The sequence below is a fragment of the Pseudomonas sp. JZ114 genome, assembly GCF_051027705.1.
In the GTDB taxonomy this organism is placed as follows: domain Bacteria; phylum Pseudomonadota; class Gammaproteobacteria; order Pseudomonadales; family Pseudomonadaceae; genus Chryseomonas; species Chryseomonas luteola.
Window position 1 is genome coordinate 1,899,266 of record NZ_CP069256.1, and the last position, 17,816, is coordinate 1,917,081.

The 17,816-nt window shown below is 55.7% G+C and carries 18 protein-coding genes; 6 read left to right on the forward strand and 12 right to left on the reverse strand.

The annotated features are described in order from the left end of the window. Position 1: 1 nt before the first annotated feature. The 3 genes from JQR90_RS08850 (at position 2) to nadE (ending at position 2,090) form a co-directional block, all read left to right on the forward strand. Positions 2–664: a nucleotidyltransferase family protein gene (locus tag JQR90_RS08850; protein ID WP_051370198.1), complete on the forward strand. Its 663-nt coding sequence runs from the start codon at positions 2–4 to the stop codon at positions 662–664. Between the two features lie 84 nt (positions 665–748). Continuing rightward, positions 749–1,252, forward strand: coding sequence for a CinA family protein (locus JQR90_RS08855; RefSeq protein WP_010798092.1), 504 nt, complete (start codon positions 749–751; stop codon positions 1,250–1,252). 4 nt (positions 1,253–1,256) lie between these two features. Beyond that, positions 1,257–2,090 (forward strand): ammonia-dependent NAD(+) synthetase, encoded by an 834-nt coding sequence (gene nadE, locus JQR90_RS08860; RefSeq protein WP_010798093.1) that lies wholly within the window; start codon positions 1,257–1,259, stop codon positions 2,088–2,090. A gap of 52 nt (positions 2,091–2,142) precedes the next feature. On the opposite strand, the gene JQR90_RS08865 is transcribed toward nadE, so the two are convergent. Further along, entirely contained in the window at positions 2,143–2,880 is a 738-nt protein-coding gene (locus tag JQR90_RS08865) for a ferritin-like domain-containing protein (RefSeq protein ID WP_010798094.1), read from the reverse strand. Positions 2,881–2,889: 9 nt separating this feature from the next. Next, positions 2,890–4,056, reverse strand: a complete 1,167-nt coding sequence (locus JQR90_RS08870; protein WP_150347533.1) for a hypothetical protein — start codon at positions 4,054–4,056, stop codon at positions 2,890–2,892. Between the two features lie 557 nt (positions 4,057–4,613). Between JQR90_RS08870 and JQR90_RS08875 the strand changes: the two genes are divergently transcribed. Then, positions 4,614–5,120 (forward strand): ferritin-like domain-containing protein, encoded by a 507-nt coding sequence (locus JQR90_RS08875; protein ID WP_010798096.1) that lies wholly within the window; start codon positions 4,614–4,616, stop codon positions 5,118–5,120. A 53-nt stretch (positions 5,121–5,173) separates the two neighbouring features. On the opposite strand, the gene JQR90_RS08880 is transcribed toward JQR90_RS08875, so the two are convergent. The 3 genes from JQR90_RS08880 to JQR90_RS08890 form a co-directional block, all read right to left on the reverse strand. After that, positions 5,174–6,157, reverse strand: a complete 984-nt coding sequence (locus tag JQR90_RS08880; protein WP_233432143.1) for an NAD(P)/FAD-dependent oxidoreductase — start codon at positions 6,155–6,157, stop codon at positions 5,174–5,176. 127 nt (positions 6,158–6,284) lie between these two features. Beyond that, the gene (locus JQR90_RS08885) at positions 6,285–7,019 is read right to left on the reverse strand and encodes a DUF421 domain-containing protein (protein ID WP_312271097.1); all 735 of its coding nucleotides are present in this window, start codon (positions 7,017–7,019) and stop codon (positions 6,285–6,287) included. Beyond that, positions 7,020–7,718 carry a DUF421 domain-containing protein gene (locus JQR90_RS08890; protein ID WP_312271098.1) on the reverse strand — a complete coding sequence of 233 codons (699 nt, stop codon included), beginning with the start codon at positions 7,716–7,718 and terminating at the stop codon, positions 7,020–7,022. It lies immediately after the preceding gene. Between the two features lie 155 nt (positions 7,719–7,873). On the opposite strand from JQR90_RS08890, the gene JQR90_RS08895 reads away from it, so the two are divergent. After that, entirely contained in the window at positions 7,874–9,670 is a 1,797-nt protein-coding gene (locus tag JQR90_RS08895; protein WP_434140742.1) for a PAS domain S-box protein, read from the forward strand. A 65-nt stretch (positions 9,671–9,735) separates the two neighbouring features. Then, on the forward strand, positions 9,736–10,092 hold the full coding sequence (locus JQR90_RS08900) for a response regulator (RefSeq protein ID WP_037030199.1): 357 nt from the start codon (positions 9,736–9,738) through the stop codon (positions 10,090–10,092). A 31-nt stretch (positions 10,093–10,123) separates the two neighbouring features. On the opposite strand, the gene JQR90_RS08905 is transcribed toward JQR90_RS08900, so the two are convergent. The 7 genes from JQR90_RS08905 to JQR90_RS08935 all read right to left on the reverse strand — a co-directional run bounded on the left by JQR90_RS08905 (position 10,124) and on the right by JQR90_RS08935 (position 17,815). Further along, complete coding sequence (locus JQR90_RS08905) at positions 10,124–10,798, reverse strand: sulfite oxidase-like oxidoreductase (protein WP_434140743.1); 675 nt, start codon at positions 10,796–10,798, stop codon at positions 10,124–10,126. A gap of 13 nt (positions 10,799–10,811) precedes the next feature. Continuing rightward, positions 10,812–11,981 carry a zinc-dependent alcohol dehydrogenase gene (locus tag JQR90_RS08910; RefSeq protein ID WP_010798103.1) on the reverse strand — a complete coding sequence of 390 codons (1,170 nt, stop codon included), beginning with the start codon at positions 11,979–11,981 and terminating at the stop codon, positions 10,812–10,814. After that, on the reverse strand, positions 11,981–12,817 hold the full coding sequence (locus JQR90_RS08915) for an SRPBCC family protein (RefSeq protein WP_244294332.1): 837 nt from the start codon (positions 12,815–12,817) through the stop codon (positions 11,981–11,983). The genes JQR90_RS08910 and JQR90_RS08915 overlap by 1 nt, the downstream gene beginning before the upstream one ends. A gap of 159 nt (positions 12,818–12,976) precedes the next feature. Then, the gene (locus JQR90_RS08920; protein ID WP_010798105.1) at positions 12,977–14,326 is read right to left on the reverse strand and encodes an MFS transporter; all 1,350 of its coding nucleotides are present in this window, start codon (positions 14,324–14,326) and stop codon (positions 12,977–12,979) included. Positions 14,327–14,705: 379 nt separating this feature from the next. After that, on the reverse strand, positions 14,706–15,119 hold the full coding sequence (locus JQR90_RS08925) for a response regulator (RefSeq protein ID WP_010798106.1): 414 nt from the start codon (positions 15,117–15,119) through the stop codon (positions 14,706–14,708). A gap of 273 nt (positions 15,120–15,392) precedes the next feature. Next, positions 15,393–17,213: an IucA/IucC family protein gene (locus tag JQR90_RS08930; protein ID WP_010798107.1), complete on the reverse strand. Its 1,821-nt coding sequence runs from the start codon at positions 17,211–17,213 to the stop codon at positions 15,393–15,395. Then, positions 17,210–17,815 (reverse strand): GNAT family N-acetyltransferase, encoded by a 606-nt coding sequence (locus tag JQR90_RS08935; protein WP_010798108.1) that lies wholly within the window; start codon positions 17,813–17,815, stop codon positions 17,210–17,212. The genes JQR90_RS08930 and JQR90_RS08935 overlap by 4 nt, the downstream gene beginning before the upstream one ends. Position 17,816 lies beyond the last annotated feature (1 nt).

Sequence of the window (17,816 nt, forward strand, 5' to 3'; positions counted from 1 at the left end):
CGTGGCTGATTCGCTGTGCGTGATCGTGATGGCGGCCGGGCAGGGCAGTCGCTTTCGCGCCCAGGCCGGGACTGACAAGCTGCTGGCCAGGTATGAAACTGGGGTAGGCGAGTCGACCCTCGTGCTTCAGCAAACTTTGCGCAACCTCAAGGGTATCGGGCAGCGGCGGGTGGTCGTGACCCGACCGGATAATGGAGAGGTGGCGGCTCTCGCCAGACGCGAAGGCTTTGACGTACTGGCCGTACAAACCCAAGGGATGGGCGAAACACTGGCGCAGGCGATTGCGGCCGAGCCAAATCATCGAGGCTGGTTGATCGCCTTGGGCGACATGCCGTTTGTACAGCCGGAGACGTTCCGCCAGATAGCCGAGGCGGTGTCAGAGGACGTGATTGCCGTGCCGTTCTGCTCTCTAAAGAACAGCGTTTCACCAGCATCCAGTAATTCTCCAGACGGTACTCTGGTGGTCGGCACTCCGGTGGCCGGCAACCCGGTGGCCGGCAATCCGGTGGCGTTTGGCCGTCGTTACTTCAAGGCGTTGTGTGCGCTCACGGGCGACCGTGGCGGGCGAGGGCTGTTTGGGCAAGGTGAGCTACGCTGGGTAGAGTGCAGTGATCCCGGCATCTATCGTGACGTGGATGTGCCTGACGATTTGAAGCGCACCTGACGGTACGTAAGCTCTTTCCAATCGAACTTGCGCGGCGGCTGCCTTTCATAACGGAAATGCGCACTTCGTTTCGTGGGAGCATCCATGAGGTCAGATATCCAACCGGTTCTCGATTATTTGAAAGAGTACGACATGCTGCTGGTGACAGCCGAGTCCTGCACGGCAGGGCGGGTCATTCACCTGCTGTCTGAAATTCCAGGCAGTGGATCCTGTCTTGATGCCGGTTATGTCGTTTATTCTCCTGCTGCCAAGCAGCGTTTGCTGGGCGTTCACCCGTACACGATCGATACGTTCAACCTGACCAGTGAAGAGGTGGCGCGGGAAATGGCCATCGGTGCCCTGCATGACAGTGATGCAGCGGTCGCCATCTCTAACACGGGGCTTGCAGGCCCGGATGGAGTAGATGGAATACCCCCTGGCACCGTATGCTTTGGCTGGGGCTTTCGTTATCAGGGCGAGCTGGTAGTCTTCTCCCGAACCGAGCGGTTCTTTGGTGGCCGGGAGGACGTGCAATTGGCAGCAGCCGTCTACAGTTTGACGAATATTCCATTATTCCATGCACGACTATTACGCGGAGAGAGAGGCTAAACGCATGTCAGACGATTACGAATCCATTCAGCGTGACATTATCAAGGCACTCGAAATACCCACCGAATTCGATGCCCAGCGTGAGGCCGAGCTGCGTATCAAGTTTCTCAAGGATTACCTGATCAGGACCGGCATGGAAGCCTATGTGCTGGGCATTAGCGGAGGGGTAGATTCCTCGACTGCCGGCCGTCTCGCCCAGTTGGCCGTCGAGCAGGCTCGTAGTGAAGGTCACAACGCCCGCTTCATTGCCATGCGGCTGCCCTATGGCGTGCAGAAGGATGAAGAAGATGCCCAGCGCGCATTAGGCTTCATTCAGGCGGACGAGGTGCTGACCGTGAATATCAAGCCGGCTACCGACGGGATGCTGCAGGGCTTGCAGGACAGCAAGCTGGCCTTTCGTGATGAAGGGCAGCAGGATTTCGTTATGGGCAATGTAAAGGCGCGTCAGCGCATGATTGCTCAGTATGCGGTGGCGGGTGCCCGCAAGGGGCTGGTCATCGGGACTGACCATGGTGCTGAAGCACTGATGGGGTTCTACACGAAGTTTGGCGACGGTGCCTGCGACCTGACTCCGCTGCATGGGTTGAACAAGCGCCGTGTACGCATGATTTGCGAATACCTGGGTGCGCCTGACAATCTTGTGCACAAGGTTCCCACGGCGGATCTGGAATCACTGTCGCCCGGTAAGCCGGACGAAGAGGCGTTTGGCATTAGCTACGCCGAAATCGATGATTTCCTTGAAGGCAAGAAGGTCAGTGACCATGCCTATCAGGTTATTTTCAAATACTACAGCGGTTCGCATCATAAGCGAGCCCTACCTGTTACACCGTATTCCTGAGACCAAACAAAAGGCCCGCATTATGCGGGCCTTCTGTTAGGACAATACTCAATCAGCTGAGCTGGGCCTTGAGTTCGTCACTCAACATCGTCTTGATCTTGACGAGGTGCTCTTCCTCATGGCGCATAGGCACCTCGAAGCTGGAAGCAATATTGGGATGGTTCGCCTGGCGAGCCAGCTCGATTAGCAACTCCCATGCAGCATTGTCTGTCAGCTCGATGGTCAGCATGGCATTAAGGCATTGCGCCATGTTGGTTCTGGGATCGGTCAATACCTGGATAATCCCCTGAGCCATGGTGCCAGAGACATGGGCGCAGGGCGTCATGGCAGTAGGGTCCGCACCCAGTGTTTCGATGGACTCACGTAGCAGCTGCATGTGCTCGGCTTCCTGCTGCTGGATAGTCCTGAGCGTTTCCAGCAGTTCCGGACGAGCATCCGGTGCTGCGGCGACCTTGGCAATGAAGGCTTCATACAGACGAACCCCGGTGCGCTCGTAGGCCAGGCGCTCGCCCAGCTTGTCGAGAAGCAATTCAGGGTTTTTACCCATCATTTTGTCCAGGCCGGTTTTCAGTACGCCTTTCACCGAGCCAGGTGGAGGAACGGAGCCGACCTGCTCATCAATAGCTTCATGCTCACGAATGAACTTGACGCGCTCTTCAGTAATGCGCGAGGCATCGCCTGGGGGGATATCCTGGCGGAACTGCTCAGTAGCCTCAATTTGTCTTTTGGTGTCCTCGGGGGACATTTGTGCGCCGGTGCGATTCAACCCCATGGGTGCAGAAGTAGTCATGGCGAGTCCTCAAGGTTTACGGAAGAGTTCGGTGCCGGGTGTCCAGATATAACCTGCCGAGGCCATATCCGAAGGGATACCTTCTGAGTTCAGGTGGTTGCGGTAATCCTGAGAAGCCCTGTCTTCCTGTTCTTTTGGTACGTAATGGATGCCGTGGGCGCGCAGGTCGATTTCTTTCGAAAGGGTCTCGCGTACAAAATCGCGGTTGCGCTTCAAGGGGCGCATTTTGGGCAGCTCGCCAACCAGCACTTCAGCCGGATCGCGACGCTCGTATTTCTTGAACAGGTCACAGGCAAATTCCAGGTGGCCCAGTTCGTAATCCAGGAAGCGCTCCCACAGGGCCTTGATGCGCGGGTTCTCTTCCTGTTCGGCACAACTCGCGTAGGCATACACTTCCATCGCCTCATGAACCAGCCACTTTTCCATGAAGGTTTCGCTGGCATCCATGAGGGACTCATATTGGGTCACATGCTGCTCTTCAACCGAAGCGATTTCCGCATACAGCGCGCGTGCAACCGGATCGGCAAACGTGTTGCCGATATTCATGTAATAATCGTGAGTCTGGTATTCCGAGCTGGTAATCATCGCCGCATGGATCTTAGTGATCAGCTGCGCGGTAGTTTTGTCATAGCTGTCACGTACATCGTCACTGGGATTCCGGTGGTGCTGGCTGGTCGGACGACCCGGAATGATGTCCGTGTACCCTTGCAGGATATTGTTCGGATCCTTGCCCTCCAGTCGGTCATACATGGCCGAGTAGCGATACAGGTGATCGAAGTCTTCCAGAAGTCCGAAGCGGTATGACTGTGCCTGGTAGGGGTCAGGCTCGTTCTGGGCGACTGCCGCCGTAACTTCAATAGCCACCTGCTCGTAGGCAATGGTTGTTTCCAGCGGGGAGTGGTCACCCGAGATCAGCCAGTTGATGGCGGTAGCTTGATGGTGCTCTACGCGGCGGATATGGGCCAGATGAGGTTGCAGCTCCTTGTGGAATCGCGCGCCGATATGCTTGAGTCGAAGGGCTTCGGTTTCGATGCCGTTCATGAGAATGATGCGGATGCGAGTCGTCGCATCGTCATCCAACTTGCTGATTGGCCGAGTGGCCATTTCACGCCAGGTAAACCGCTGCTTATCCAGCGGCGTGCCTTTCATATCCAGAAGTCCAGCAAATGTATCCATCTTGTCCCCCAGGTTTAATCGCTTCGGGAGAGGGTTAATTCCCTTTATCGCCTCGTCAGTAATAGTCACGGTTGCACACAATAGTGGCACCTGAGGATGGACTCTTGAGGCGTCATAGCATTCCTCTTGCCACAAAATAACTGACCAGTGGAATGTACTTTGAGGAAACTTTATTTTTAGATCTGATTAGTCCACTTATGACTAAAGAGTCGACTCGGTTGTTGTATAAATCTTGTATAAATTCAAGTCGTCTCGCTATAGACATATGGCGCTTCATTGCTAACAGAGCGCTCTAGAATGGGATTTGAAGGTATTATGTCTGTGGGTATGTATTTTTCAGCCGGTCGTAATGCGATGGTTGGCGAGAACTTTGTGAGAAGGGCAGTTGACTAAACAGAAGTGGATAGCGAAGAAACTAAGGCGTTGTGCATTACTTAATACAAGAGTTGTAAAACTTTAAGTAATAACAGCCGCTTATGTATTTCGGATTTAGCCGCTTAAGTTGGAAAGTTCGCTTCGCTTAACTAACTTCTACCCTGACCAAAAGGTGAAGAGACATGACTACTCGTCAAGAACATTTGATCGACTGGCTCAAAGATGCCCATGGTATGGAACAGCAGGCAGACAAAATGCTGAAGGGCCAGCTGGAACGTCTTGAGAATTATCCTAAGCTCTCCGCCCGTATTCAGCAGCACATCGAAGAAACCCAGTCCCAGCTTCAGCTGATCGAAGGCTGCCTGACTCGTCTGGGTACCAGCCCCTCTACCATGAAGGACTTTACCGGTAAGTTCATGGCCATGGGCCAGGCAATGGGCGGCATGTTCATGACTGACGAAGTGGTCAAGGGGTCCATGGCCAGTTATGTCTTTGAGAACGTCGAGATCGCCATGTACACCGTGCTGATCTCTGCCGCCGAAGCGGCTGGCGATCTGGAAACCAAGCGGGTATGTGAGCAAATCCTGCCACAGGAAATTGCCATGGCCGAGTGGGTGAGAGAGCATCTTCCGGAAGTCACCATGGCGTTCATGGCGCGCTCCGAAGCCGGTGAAACTGCCAAGAAGTAAGTATCCTGTTGTATCGAGGGCCAACCATACGGCTGGCCCTTTTTGTTGCCTGCTTACTGTGTCGGGGCCGCGTTCCGCGCTGTCCAGGGATTGGTCTCAAGACTGTTGTGAATGGCCGTCGAGCAGAGTGCGGCGTGGCCGGTCGCTACGCTGATCTGCTTGAGTGATTTGACGACATCGCCTGCCGCATACAGGCCTGGAATGGAAGTACGCAGGTGTTCATCAACAATTAATGCTCCCGTATCGTCGGCTTCGGCGCCCAGGCGTATGGCCAGCTCGGAACGGACTCTAGAGCCCAAAGACGGGTAAACGATGTCGAACCGATGAATCTCGCCCTTGCAGGTCCTGAGTTCTACCTGCTGGTCCTCCAGCAGGCGGATGCCTTCAACGCGATCACTGATCAGGCGAATGTCATAATGTTCGGCCAGAGCAAACGCTTCCTCACAGGCCTTTGGCTCTCCGTGTATGACAACGGTCACCCGATTCGTAAACGTGCGCAGGAATACAGCGTGTGAGATGGCGCATTCTGCCTCGCCATACACCGCCACATTATCACCATTGATCTCGTAGCCATCACAGATCGAGCACAGGCGCACGGAAGATGCTGCAATGGCCTCGTACACACTAGGCATATCGGGCAATTCATCCTGTATACCGGTGGCCAGCAATACACGACGGGTCAACACGCTCTGGCCATTGAAGAACACTTCGAAACCTTCCGGGCGCTGTTGGATGTCATCGACTCGGGCATTTTCAAAACGAGCACCATAGGTCGTTGCCTGCTCCCGCAAACGCTCCAGCAGACCTTTGCCCGAAATGCCGGGTGGAAAACCGGGATAGTTATGAGAGAGGGGAATCAAGGCGGCACGACTGGCACCGTCGTCGACGATCAGCGTCTTGCGGTGAAAGCGTGCCAGGTAGATGGCAGCTGTAAGGCCCGCTGGCCCTGCGCCCACAATAACGCAATCCAGCTCATCGGCTGCGCTGGTACCTGTAATGGATTCAGGTTGGTCAAATATCTGCTCATAATCTTTCATGATGGGGAGGCCCTGTTGCGTATGGTTAAGATCACACCCAGTAGGGCTGTCGACCACCTATGAGAAATAGAAGGCTGCGCACGTTTGAAAGTTCTCTACAATTGCTATTGTCTGGCGTGCGGTAGGGTTACTCCGACGCTTTCTGATCGTCTTCTTTCTCCTGCATCTTTACCCCTAGACGCCTCACAGCGGGTAGCCATTCCTTGTTGCCGCAGCAGTCGCACTCCTGATCTTCAGGCGCAGGGTTGCACTCCGTTACGTGACCGCATCGTGAGCAGGCATAGTGGCTATTGACCTGGATACGCTCACTCATTTCATCGTCTGGCGTTGGCAGCAGCCAGAGTCCATAGTGCGGCGTACGGTATTTGATCAGGCTGAAGTGGCCGGATGACTCCAGGTAGACACGCCGAACCTCGCCCAGATGCTGGATGTTCTGCGCGCGCAGTTCGGAGTGAATACGCTCGGGTGAGAGGCGGGCCTTGACCATGTTGTCGATGACCAGACGGCCATCTTTGACGAGAATGGTTGAGTCCCCCTGGGTCGCCACTTCTACCGAGCGTCTCTTGAACGACAGAAACGACAGGCCTCGCTGAAAGACCAGAGCCGTCAGCAAGAGGACAGCAGCAGGCAGGATGCCTTTTTCCGGTGTCTGCAGGGGCACACCAATCGCCGCACCCAGCGTAATCATGACGGCCAGTTCCGAGATGCTGAGCTGAGCGGCGACACGGCGGCCCATCATGCGCATCATCATGAGCAGAAGCAGGTAGATCACGCCGGTACGCAGCACCACCTCGATCATGAACGGCCACTGTGTTTCGCCCAGCAAAATACGGTGCCAATCCCAGGATGTAACGTTCAGCATTCAGTCCTCCAGCTCTACAGCGGCTGGCATCCAGCGCTCAGCCTTGCAGTAATCGCAGGCACATTGTGGTTCTTGCTGAGTCTTGAGTGTGTACCCGCAGCTCGTACAGGAAAAATGGTCCCGGCTGGCTACTGCTTCCCGCAACTCGGTGTCGATCTCCGGAATAATAGAAAGCCCAGGGCAGGGCTGGTCAGTCAGTACGATGGAAATGGAGCCGGAAGGCTCGATATAGACGCGGCTGAGCTGGCCCAAGTGCTGAATGTTGCGCATGCGCAGTAGTGCAAAGATTTTTTCCCGAGACAGGACAGTCTTTCGCAAGACCTCCAGTTCCAGTCGCCCATTGGTGATGGCAGTCATCACACTGCCCGAGACGGCATGGTTTACCTTGGGATGGCGCATGGTCAGACGCGCAGTTACTCGCTGAAAGATGATGACGCCTGCCATGATGATCAGAGGCGGCAACATGCCGCGCTCCTGCGCTTGCAGCGGTACACCAATTGCACCGGCCAGGGTAACGACTACGGAGAGTTCGAAGAGCGTATATTGGGATGCCACGCGCCGCCCGAGGAGCCGCATGGCCATCATGATCAGAACATAGGTTAGCCCAGCCCGGATAACCACTTCTATCAGGAACGTCCAAGGTGTTTCGCCGATGAGAATGCGGTGCCAGTCTGCCAGGGAAAATTGCTTAGCTTGCATAACGGCCTCAACATCAATACGCCATGTTTGAAGCAGGGAAGGGCAAATCGGTTCGCTTGTTCCGACGAGGCGATAATCCTTTGATCGGTTAATGACCGTTTGTCGAGACGGGCATGACGCGCTTAAGGCACAAAACTGTAAAATACCGACCTTTTATGGCCGGCTTGTTGAGCACCTCCTGGATTATGAACTGCACGCTGGAAGTCTCTTCCCCTGATCCTGCTTCAATGCCACCGCTATCGTCAGATATCTTGAACGACATGGTCTTCGAGCTTCTGCCTGCCGCTGCGTTCGTGTGTGACGCGACGGGAGCCATTGTTCGCTACAACCGCAAGGCGGCAGAATTGTGGGGACGGGAGCTCGTTCCTGGTGAAACCTATTACATTGGAATCGACCGGGTTTTCCATGCCGACGGGCGCGTGATGCGACCAGAAGAGTCACCCATGGCCAGTGTGCTGCGCTCCGGCACTCCGGTGCGCGATCATGAGCTGCGAGTCCAGAACTTGACGGGGCAGGAGCGTTGGGTGCTAGTTAACATCTCGCCGATTTTCGATGCGGTCGGACAGATCCAGGGCGCCATCAATTGTTTTCAGGACATCACCGAGCGCAAGGAAAGCGAGCGAAGACTGCAGGAAAGTCAGGCTTTTCTACAGGCTATCGTTGATGCAACGCCCGAGTGCATCAAGATCGTAACCGAAGACGGCTCGCTGATGCAGATGAACGGGGCCGGCCTTGCCATGATTGAGGCCGACTGCCTTGAAGCGGTACAGGGGTCTTGCGTATTCGATCTCATCGTGCCCGAGCATCGGGAGATATGGATCGCGAATCACCTGCGCGTGTGCAACGGTGAGCAGCTCAGCTGGACCTACGACATCATTGGCTTGGCTGGCTCCCGGGTAAACATGGAAACCCATGCGGTTCCGCTGCGCCTGCCGGATGGTCGTAGAGTTCACCTGGCCGTGACCCATAACATCACCCAGCGAATAAAAGACGAGCAGGCCGTGCGCGAAAGCGAGCGGCATTTGAGTGAGCTGCTCGATGGGCTTGCCGTGGCCGTTTACACCACCGACGCGAAGGGTTACCTGACCTTTTACAACGAAGCCGCAGTGGAGCTTTGGGGGTATCGTCCCCGATTGGGTAAGGCCCAGTGGTGCGGCTCTTGGAAGATGCAGTGGCCGGATGGTCGTGAGCTGAACCATGATGAATGCTTCATGGCTGAAGTACTTAGCGACGGTAAGGCCATACAAGGTGGAGAAGGCTTTATCCTGCGGCAGGATGGCTCGCGTGTTCCGTTTGCGGCGTACCCGTCCCCCTTGCGTAACGCGCAAGGTGAAATCACTGGCGCCGTCAACATGTGTGTGGATATCAGCCGCCACAAGAAGGCGGAGGCTCAGCAGCGTGAGCTTATCAACGAGTTGAACCACCGGGTGAAAAACACGCTGATGACGGTGCAGTCCATTGCAACCTATAGCCTGCGTAGCGCAAATGCCGAGTCTCGATTCCGCGAAACATTCGATGCCCGTTTGCTGGCTTTGAGCAAGGCCCACGACCTGCTGACCCATGAGCAATGGCAAGGGGCTCAACTCCGAGCGGTAATCGAGCAGGAGATTGCGCCTTATACTGAGCAGGAAAAGTCTGATCGCATTGCGCTTTTTGGCAGTGATTATGCGCTTGAGCCCCGAGAAGCACTGGCCTTGGCCATGGTCTTTCATGAACTTATCACCAATGCCGCAAAATACGGTGCACTCTCCGTCCCGGAAGGGCGCTTGCAGCTGGAGTGGTATGTCGGTAAAGATGAGCATACGGGGCATGATTGCCTGGAACTCAGCTGGCTGGAGCGCGACGGTCCCACTGTCGAGGCTCCCCAGACCAAAGGCTTTGGCTCTCGCCTGATCGATCGCAGCATTACGCGTGAACTGAAAGGGCGCGTCGTAACCACATTCGTACCGTAAGGCCTCGAATGTCACTTATCCATCCCGCTGTTGTGCCTGCAGGTCAGGCCCAAAGGAAGCTTCGTTTGACCACTACCCGTAAACGTGTCCTGCTTGTCGAAGACGAAACACTGATCGCCATGCTGCTGGAAGATATCCTGGATGAGCTTGGCTACGACGTGGCAGGTAGCGCGGCTGATTTTGATGAAGGCATGCGGCTGGCCAGCTCAGAAACCTTCGATCTGGCCATTCTGGATGTAAATGTAGGTGGGCGTGAAATTTTTCCGATTGCCGAGCAGCTGGCCGCGCGCGACATCCCCTTTATGTTCTCTACTGGTTATGGGGCCTACGGGTTGCCGGAAGAGTGGAAAAATCGGCCGGTTCTGGCCAAGCCGTTCAAGCCTGACGATTTGGAAAGGGCATTACAGGGCAACTTCCCTTGATGAAAACAAGAGTGAGTGATGCCTGAAGGCATCACTCATCGTCGGAATAACGTTCTTCCTGCCAGGGATCACCACGATTGTGATACCCGCGCTCTTCCCAATAGCCGGGCACATCGCTGACCCGAAACTGGATTCGCCTGATCCACTTGGCACTTTTCCAGAAGTACAGGTGGGGTACGATCAGGCGTACCGGCCCGCCGTGCTCGGTTGAGAGGGGATTGCCTTCCCAGGAGTGGGCAAGCAGGGCACCATGAGCTGCGAAATCCTCCAGCGTCAGGTTGGTGGTATACCCGTCGTTGGAGTAGAGCAGTACAAAACGCGCGTCCGGGTGCGGCTGTACACGATCCAGCAGGTCCTGTGTGGTTACGCCCTGCCATTGATTGTCGTAGCGAGACCAGCTGGTTACACAGTGAATATCGCTGACTAATCGAGACTGGGGTTGCGCCATGAAGGCATCCCAGTTCCAATTCTGTGGGTTTTTCACTGCGCCGATTACGTTTAGCTGCCAACGCTCCCGAGTAACGGTGGGCCTGACGCCCAGATCCAGTATGGGCCAGTTCTTGACCAGATGCTGACCGGGCGGTAAACGCTCCTCTTCGGGCCGTGAAATACGGCCTGTCAGATAGCGCCCCTCACTGACCCAGCGCTCTTTGGACTGGGTCAGCTTGGTGGGTTCTGGAGGCTGGTGATCCTTCTCGTCGTCCATGCACAACTCCCATTTACGGCATGAATACCGCGCGCATGCAGTCCTCGGTCTTTTCCTTGAACATGGCATAACCGCGCGGTGAATCTTCCAGACTCATCGGGTGCGTCAGCAGGTAGGACGGATCCAGCTCGCCTTTCTGAATGTGCTCGAACAGCTTATTGGCATACCGCTGGCCTGGCTGCTGGCCGGAACGAACCGTAAGGGCTTTGTTGACGATGGCGCCCATGGGGAATTTGTCCAGGAGGCCGCCGTAAACGCCCACCACGGATACCGTCCCGCCTTTGCGACAGGCCCGAATGGCCTGACGAAGCACAGTACCGCGCTCAGTGTGCAGGTGCATCAGTTGTTTAGTCTTGTCGTATACATAATCCAGCTCGGTGCCGTGTGCTTCCATGCCGACGCAGTCGATGCAGCGGTCTGGCCCGCGCCCACCAGTCAGCTCCAGCAAGGCTTCGTGGACATTCGTGGTTTCGTAATTGATGGTAATCGCCCCGGCCTTCTTCTCAGCCAGTTCAAGGCGAGAGGCGAAGCGGTCGATAGCAATAACCCGCTCGGCACCCATCAGGTAGGCGATGCGAATAGCCATCTGGCCAACACCGCCACAGCCCCAGACGGCGACAGTATCGCCCCGCTGGATATCGGCATTATCGGCGGCAAAATAGCCAGTCGGCGCAGCGTCCGACACAAAGACTGCCTGCTCATTGGTAACGCCGTCGGGCACCTTGAACAGGTTGACGTCGGCAAAGGGCACCCGGATATACGTCGCATGGCTTCCGGCATATCCGCCAAAGGCATGGCTGTAACCAATAATGCCGCAGCACGGTTGGCCGTAGGCCAGATCTGTCGTTTCCGGGTTCGGGTTGGAGTTGTCGCAGCAGGAAAAATCGCTACGCTGACAGTGTTCGCAGTTGCCGCACCCTATGATGGAAATGGTAACAACGCGATCACCCTTCTTGAATTGGCTAATGCCGGAGCCAACTTCAACTACCTCACCCATGAATTCATGGCCGATGATGTCTCCCGGCTTCATGGCCGGCACGTAACCGCCCAGCAGGTGAAGGTCGGAGCCGCATACCGATGACATGGTGACGCGAAGAATGACATCGCGTGGATTAACGATTTCCGGGTCCGGTACGGTTTCTACTTGAAGAACGTTAGGGGCTTGCCAGGTGAGCGCGCGCATCAGTAAGCCCCTCCCTGACGAGTCTCATCGGTATGTGACGCGATGGTGCGCGGCTCGCTGATCACTTCGCCTTCCAACGGTACGGTTGCTGACACTTCATCCACCGGGACCCGTTCAACAGCACCTGTTCTCATGAGGCTGTTGGTAATCTCGCCGGTCTCCAGGAGCTGCTTCAGGCGACGCAAATCAAGATTAAGCTCACGTCCCGAGAATTGGCTGATCAGACTGGCTGCGGCATAACCCACCCGGCCGGCTGGCGGTTCGCACGCCAAAACGACCTGTAACTCCGTTCCCATGCCGTTAGGGGCATCTCTGAAGGTGAGGGTGGCTTTATGCTGAAGGTATGCTGTGGATTCGGTGCTCCAGACAATACGTTCCTGCGCAATCTCTTCCTCCAGGAACGCATTCCACTCTACTGTCCGATTCTGTGGGCCTACCGCAACCCAGCGATAGTGAGTGGCGTCCATCTGCTGGACGCGTTCGAGGCGACGCAGGAAGAGGGGGAGATTTTCAATGCTGCGTACGAAGTCGTAGACCTCGGCACGAGGCTTGCCAATGGTAATCGTGCGGGAAATCGCTTCGGCATTGGTCCAGCCGTACTCTTCCTGCAGAAGCGATTCGTATGGCGTAGGCGTAAGCGCTGCCTTGGCCTTGCAACGACCAGTGACGCCACGGGCTGTTACCAGTGCGCCCAAGGCCATTTGTGCCAGCCCCAGAAGACCGCCACGGCGAAGGCCGCCTGCCAGGAGTAAGCCACCACCTACAAGGGAAAGGGTGCGCTCGGTTCCCTGTACATTAGGCTCATTGAGTGACTGCTGGGATTTGCGTGTGGCCATTAGTGGTTCATGCAGGGCTTTCATCGTGTGTTATCTCCATATAGAACCAATCGGTATCTAAAGGGGACTCCACTGCGAGACGTCCTGTTCCCTGGTCGTTACAAAGGCTGACAAACGTTCAGGCGATGGACAGGTTTGCCGCCTGACGCTGAAAGCGTCTCAGGTGGTTATGCTGGTCAAGGAAGCCGTCTCCGCAGCGGGCACACGCCCGGTTACCTCGCTCAGTTCAACCTTTGACGTCTCGGGTAGCAGCAGACCTCCGATCAACGCCATTACGGATATCGCGATGAGATAGAACGCTGGTGCCAGGTTGCTACCGCTCTGTGCAATCAAATAGGTTGCCATGAGAGGCGCAGTACCGCCGAAAACGGTATAAGCCATGTTGTAGGTAATGGCTGAGGCGGTGTAACGCGTCCGGGTGGGGAAGACTTCTGACAGCAGTGCAGCGGTAACGACACCGGACAGTACCGCTCCGACGGCCAACAGCAGTACACCCAGAACCGACAGCAGCAGGTTACCTGAGTTGGCCATCCAGAACGACGGATAGACCACAACGATCAGTAAGGTACAGGTTGTAAATACTGTAGCCTTGCGCCCGACCCTGTCTGAAAAGAGACCTGCGAATGGGCATAGCATGGCTGCAAAAACCAGGGCAATGACGGTAACCAGAAGGGCGGAGGCGCGATCAAGCCCACCGGCTACCTGCAGGTAAGTCGCAAAGTAGGTTGTGAACATGTAGAAGGACAGGGCCGTTACGGAAATAAACGCGCCCAGCCGACAGATAGCTCCGCCATTGGACTTTAGCGTTTCACGCAGTGGCGCATGTGCTACTGCGTGTTGAGCCTCGACAGACTGGAACGCCGGGGTCTCGCCTAGCCGCAACCTCAAATATAGGCCTACGAGGCCCAGAGGCGCTGCAATAAGAAAGGGTATACGCCAGCCCCAGCTGGCCATGGCGTCTTTGGTAAGCGTAGCATCCAGACCGTAGGCCAATACGGCTGCACAGGCAAAGGCCGAGAACGTCGATACGGGTACGAAACTTCCGTACGTGGCGCGTTTTTCCCGTGGTGCATGCTCCATGACATAGGCGCAGGCACCAGCGTATTCGCCTCCGGCCGAGAATCCCTGGACGCATCGGATAACGGTCAGCAGTAGCGGAGCGGCCATGCCTATGGCGGCATAGGTAGGTAACAGGCCTATCAGCGTCGTGGCACCGGCCATCATCAGGATTGTCAGGGCCAGTATCTTCTTGCGGCCGATCCGATCGCCCAGCATGCCGAAAACGATGCCGCCCAATGGCCGGAAGGCAAAGGCGACGGCGAATACGGCAAAGGTCTTGAGCAAAGCGGCTTTCGCGTCGCCGCTGGGAAAGAATTGCTCGGCAATGATCGTTGCAAGAAAGCCATAGATGGCAAAGTCGAACCACTCGACGAAATTACCGATCGAGGCGGCGGCAATGACTTTTCGCAACGTATGGGTGTCGACGGAACCGGATGCTGCCTGGGTCATGATCACGCTCCAGAGGAAAGGGATTCGCAACGGGCAGGAAAGAGCAGGCGCACGGATTATTAGGATAGTGAGGATAGGTGGCCTGGTGGTATCAAACGCTACCGTTCTGAACTGTAAAGGCGGTTTCCCAGGCACAGTGGTCTGCCACCGACCCTTACTATTGAGCAGGCGACATGTGGGTGGCAGTGTCTCTCATCATGGCGGTCTGCTCGGAAAGGTAATGTCGACCGGCACTGTCATAGCGTGTCACTTCCACAAGTAGTGGAAGTTCGTCTTGCTCGGAAAGAGGAAGGGTAGGCAAGGGCAAGACTGCGCGCTTGGTCTCTTTAACGGGCGCTCAAAACAAGCGAATTAGTCCTACTGTGGCCATAGGCTTTATTCAAAGACTGACGGATGTTTTATTTAGCATCTGGATAATGGCTTTTTTCATTTGCACCAGATCCCATGGTTTCTGCAGATAAAGCATGCCGTCTGGTAGCTCAGGAATGGTCTCCAGATCACGTCCGGTGGTTACAATGACCGAAAGACCTGGCCAGCGTGCGCCAACCATGGTTGCCAGCTCGGCGCCCTTGATCTGCCCAGGCACTAGATGATCGGTGACGACCAGAGAGGGCTTTTCACCTGCACTGAGCATATAAACCAACGCATCATCAGCCGTCTCGAAGCTGCTGACACGACCGCCCAGTTCTTCCACGAAGCCCGATAAGATACTTTGCAGAAGTGGATCATCTTCAATCAAGACAAGCCAGTGGCCTTCAAGCAAAGCTTTAGGCTCTTCGATAACACCATTCATAACTTTGCCAGCCCAGATCAGACGCGCTTAATGCGCAATCTCTTATTTTCTCAAATTTCAGGACGCTTCGCTTTATGGGTGGACGAACGTACACCTGTAAGTTACTTGATCCAATTAACACAACGCGACATCAGTAGTGATGCAGAAGGTGTTACACCCTAAGCGCACTGCGTGAAGATGCCATTAACAAGTGCAACGTCTGGCTGTTTCTACGGTTTCCCATCCTGTCCGCTCCGGCTGTCTATGCAGGCGGCCGGAGCGGAGTTATTCACGTTAACGCTTGAATGGTGCGATCGGATTGATCAAGGTTCCGGCAAGCTTCAGGTTTCCAGCCGGATCTGCCAGATTGACCATTTGTTGGTTGTTGCCCAATTGAAGACGGTTCAGGCAGGAGCGGATGAACTCGGGCGCAAACAGGTCGTATCGGGCAAATTTCTCGGCATATTGAGGATGGCTCTGCTGATAGGTGCTGACGCACTCGGCTACCAGCGACCAGAAACGGTCCTCAGAGTAGTCGGCTTTTTCCACCAGAATGGCGCTCATGTAGCGGAAGAAGCAGTCGAACACGTCGGTGAAGAGCGACAGGATTTTCAGCTCTTCGGGTACAGAGACCGCCAATCGCTTGATCTTTTCCGGCAGCTTGGCATCAGGGTTCAGCACGGCGATCTCTTCCGCAATGTCTTTCATGATTGCCCGCGACGGAACGTTGTTATCCAGCACCAGAATCAGGTTCTCCCCGTGAGGCATGTACACCAGATCGTGAGCATAGAAACAGTGCAGCAGGGGCGTCAGGTAGGCGTTGAGATAACGGCGCAACCAGGTGTCCGTATCTATGCCGGAGGAGGCAATCAGCGCCGTGAGGAGCGAGTCTCCCTGGGCGTCCAGATGCAGCAGCGAGGCCATCGTCATCAGGCGCTGCCCCGATTTTAACTGAGGGACCGGGCTTTCCCGCCAGAGGGCAGAGAGCATCTTCTTATAGGGCGTATCGTTAACCAGCGCTGTTTCATAATAGTGGTTTCGATAGCCTACCGCGGCGACTTCGCGCAGGATGCTGAAGCCGTTTTCCGTCAGGAATGGATCATTGTCAATTAGCGCTTTCAGCCATTCGTTAATGGCTGGGGTCGCCAGCATGTAGTAGGGCGACAGACCCCGCATAAAACCCATGTTAAGAATGGACAGGGCCGTCTTCACGTAGCGCTTTTCAGGGTGGCTGGTGTTGAAGAAGGTACGAATGGATTGCTGTGCAAGATAGCTGTCCTCTCCGTAACCCAGGCAGACAATATTCCGATTGGCAACGTCTGCTGAGAACGCCATGGAAAGCTTGTTGAACCACTGCCACGGGTGGGCAGGCATGAAGAGATAATCGTCCGGATCCAGGCCTTGCTCGGTGAGCTGGGCCGTGAAATCGGTGATTGTCGCTGTGCCAAGCTCCTCTTCTAGAAGCTGCTCATAGGTCAGGTCTGACAGTGACGAGAATGTTGCCTTGGTCTTACGCACAGCCAGCCAGATCAGCTGGATGGGCGAGGCGGCTTCGGGTGCATAGGCCCGGTAATCATTGGCGTCAAAGCCCATACGGCCGTTATTTGCGACGAACCCGGGGTGGCCTTCCATCATGCCTGTTTCTACAGCTTGGAAATCGGCACGGGTGAGCTCTTCGGCGGTTAGCCCCGGCTTGGCATGTTTGTAGGCGCTGCCATATAAGGTGCTACTGATCTCGTCCAGGTACACCGGCATCATGCTTTCCTGAATACCGAGGTGCTCCTTGAATTCAATAATGAACTCTAGCGCATCCAGCGGTACGGCCTGGCCATCCCTGGTCTTCTCGATAGAGGCGGTGTCGATCAGCCAGTGATCCAGCGCGAGCTTGCGAGCGCGAAAGCGGTATTCCAGCGTTGTATGTCCGTTATCCAGGCGATAGTGATCCCAGCCATTTCCGGATGTGGTCAGCACCGGCTCAATGAGCTTTTCATGGGCGAATTCCGCCAGCGCTTTACGTACAAGCAGCCGATTGACCTTACTCCAGCGTTCAGGTGTGAGATGCAGTGCAGCGTGCCCGGGCGTGGCAGCGGGCAGGGCGGTAATCATCTGGTTCATGGGCGGTTCTCCATTACAAGGCTGGCGGCGTAGTGTTCGCGAGTGCAGAAGGCGAGGTGGGCAGTTTTTTCGCCCAGTTGAATGACACGGTCGTACTCGAAACCGACACGCTGATTGAGCACGTGGATCTTGTCGTTACGGACATCGGGCTCGACGACGACGCGGCGGGCAAAGGGATCGCTGAAAATGAATTCCATGATGGTTCGCATCACGGCCAGGGTGAAGCCTGAAACAGGTTTCTCGCAGGGCGCGACGAGAAAATGCATGCCCCGGTCACCGGGCTTCACGTCGTAGTGCTGGCCTACCGGGTCATGAAGCGGCATATAGCATTCGACCAGGAAAGCCGGTGCGCCATCATGTAAACCCAGGTAGGCGTTGGCATGAGGAGAGGCCATGAGGTTGCGGTAGAATGCTTCCACTTCTGCCTGGGTCGCATTCTGCATCCCCCAGAAGCGTGCATAATCGCGAGTCAGCCAATCATGTAGTCGCGCCGTATCCTCTGGCAGGCTGAGTGGACGCAGGCTGAAGTGGCCGAGTCCATGCTGTGGCTTGCTGAAGCACGGGCGGGTATCGATGGGTGTTTGCAAGGCAATGGCAGTCATA

Coding starts and splice junctions, on each gene's coding strand:
- JQR90_RS08910 (WP_010798103.1), bottom strand. CDS start 11,981: ATGCGCGCGCTCACCTGGCAAGCCCCTAACGTTCTTCAAGTAGAAACC.
- JQR90_RS08870 (WP_150347533.1), bottom strand. CDS start 4,056: ATGGATACATTTGCTGGACTTCTGGATATGAAAGGCACGCCGCTGGAT.
- JQR90_RS08920 (WP_010798105.1), bottom strand. CDS start 14,326: ATGACCCAGGCAGCATCCGGTTCCGTCGACACCCATACGTTGCGAAAA.
- JQR90_RS08875 (WP_010798096.1), top strand. CDS start 4,614: ATGACTACTCGTCAAGAACATTTGATCGACTGGCTCAAAGATGCCCAT.
- JQR90_RS08855 (WP_010798092.1), top strand. CDS start 749: ATGAGGTCAGATATCCAACCGGTTCTCGATTATTTGAAAGAGTACGAC.
- JQR90_RS08925 (WP_010798106.1), bottom strand. CDS start 15,119: ATGAATGGTGTTATCGAAGAGCCTAAAGCTTTGCTTGAAGGCCACTGG.
- nadE (WP_010798093.1), top strand. CDS start 1,257: ATGTCAGACGATTACGAATCCATTCAGCGTGACATTATCAAGGCACTC.
- JQR90_RS08905 (WP_434140743.1), bottom strand. CDS start 10,798: ATGGACGACGAGAAGGATCACCAGCCTCCAGAACCCACCAAGCTGACC.
- JQR90_RS08935 (WP_010798108.1), bottom strand. CDS start 17,815: ATGACTGCCATTGCCTTGCAAACACCCATCGATACCCGCCCGTGCTTC.
- JQR90_RS08915 (WP_244294332.1), bottom strand. CDS start 12,817: ATGGCCACACGCAAATCCCAGCAGTCACTCAATGAGCCTAATGTACAG.
- JQR90_RS08890 (WP_312271098.1), bottom strand. CDS start 7,718: ATGCAAGCTAAGCAATTTTCCCTGGCAGACTGGCACCGCATTCTCATC.
- JQR90_RS08880 (WP_233432143.1), bottom strand. CDS start 6,157: ATGAAAGATTATGAGCAGATATTTGACCAACCTGAATCCATTACAGGT.
- JQR90_RS08885 (WP_312271097.1), bottom strand. CDS start 7,019: ATGCTGAACGTTACATCCTGGGATTGGCACCGTATTTTGCTGGGCGAA.
- JQR90_RS08895 (WP_434140742.1), top strand. CDS start 7,874: ATGGCCGGCTTGTTGAGCACCTCCTGGATTATGAACTGCACGCTGGAA.
- JQR90_RS08865 (WP_010798094.1), bottom strand. CDS start 2,880: ATGACTACTTCTGCACCCATGGGGTTGAATCGCACCGGCGCACAAATG.
- JQR90_RS08930 (WP_010798107.1), bottom strand. CDS start 17,213: ATGAACCAGATGATTACCGCCCTGCCCGCTGCCACGCCCGGGCACGCT.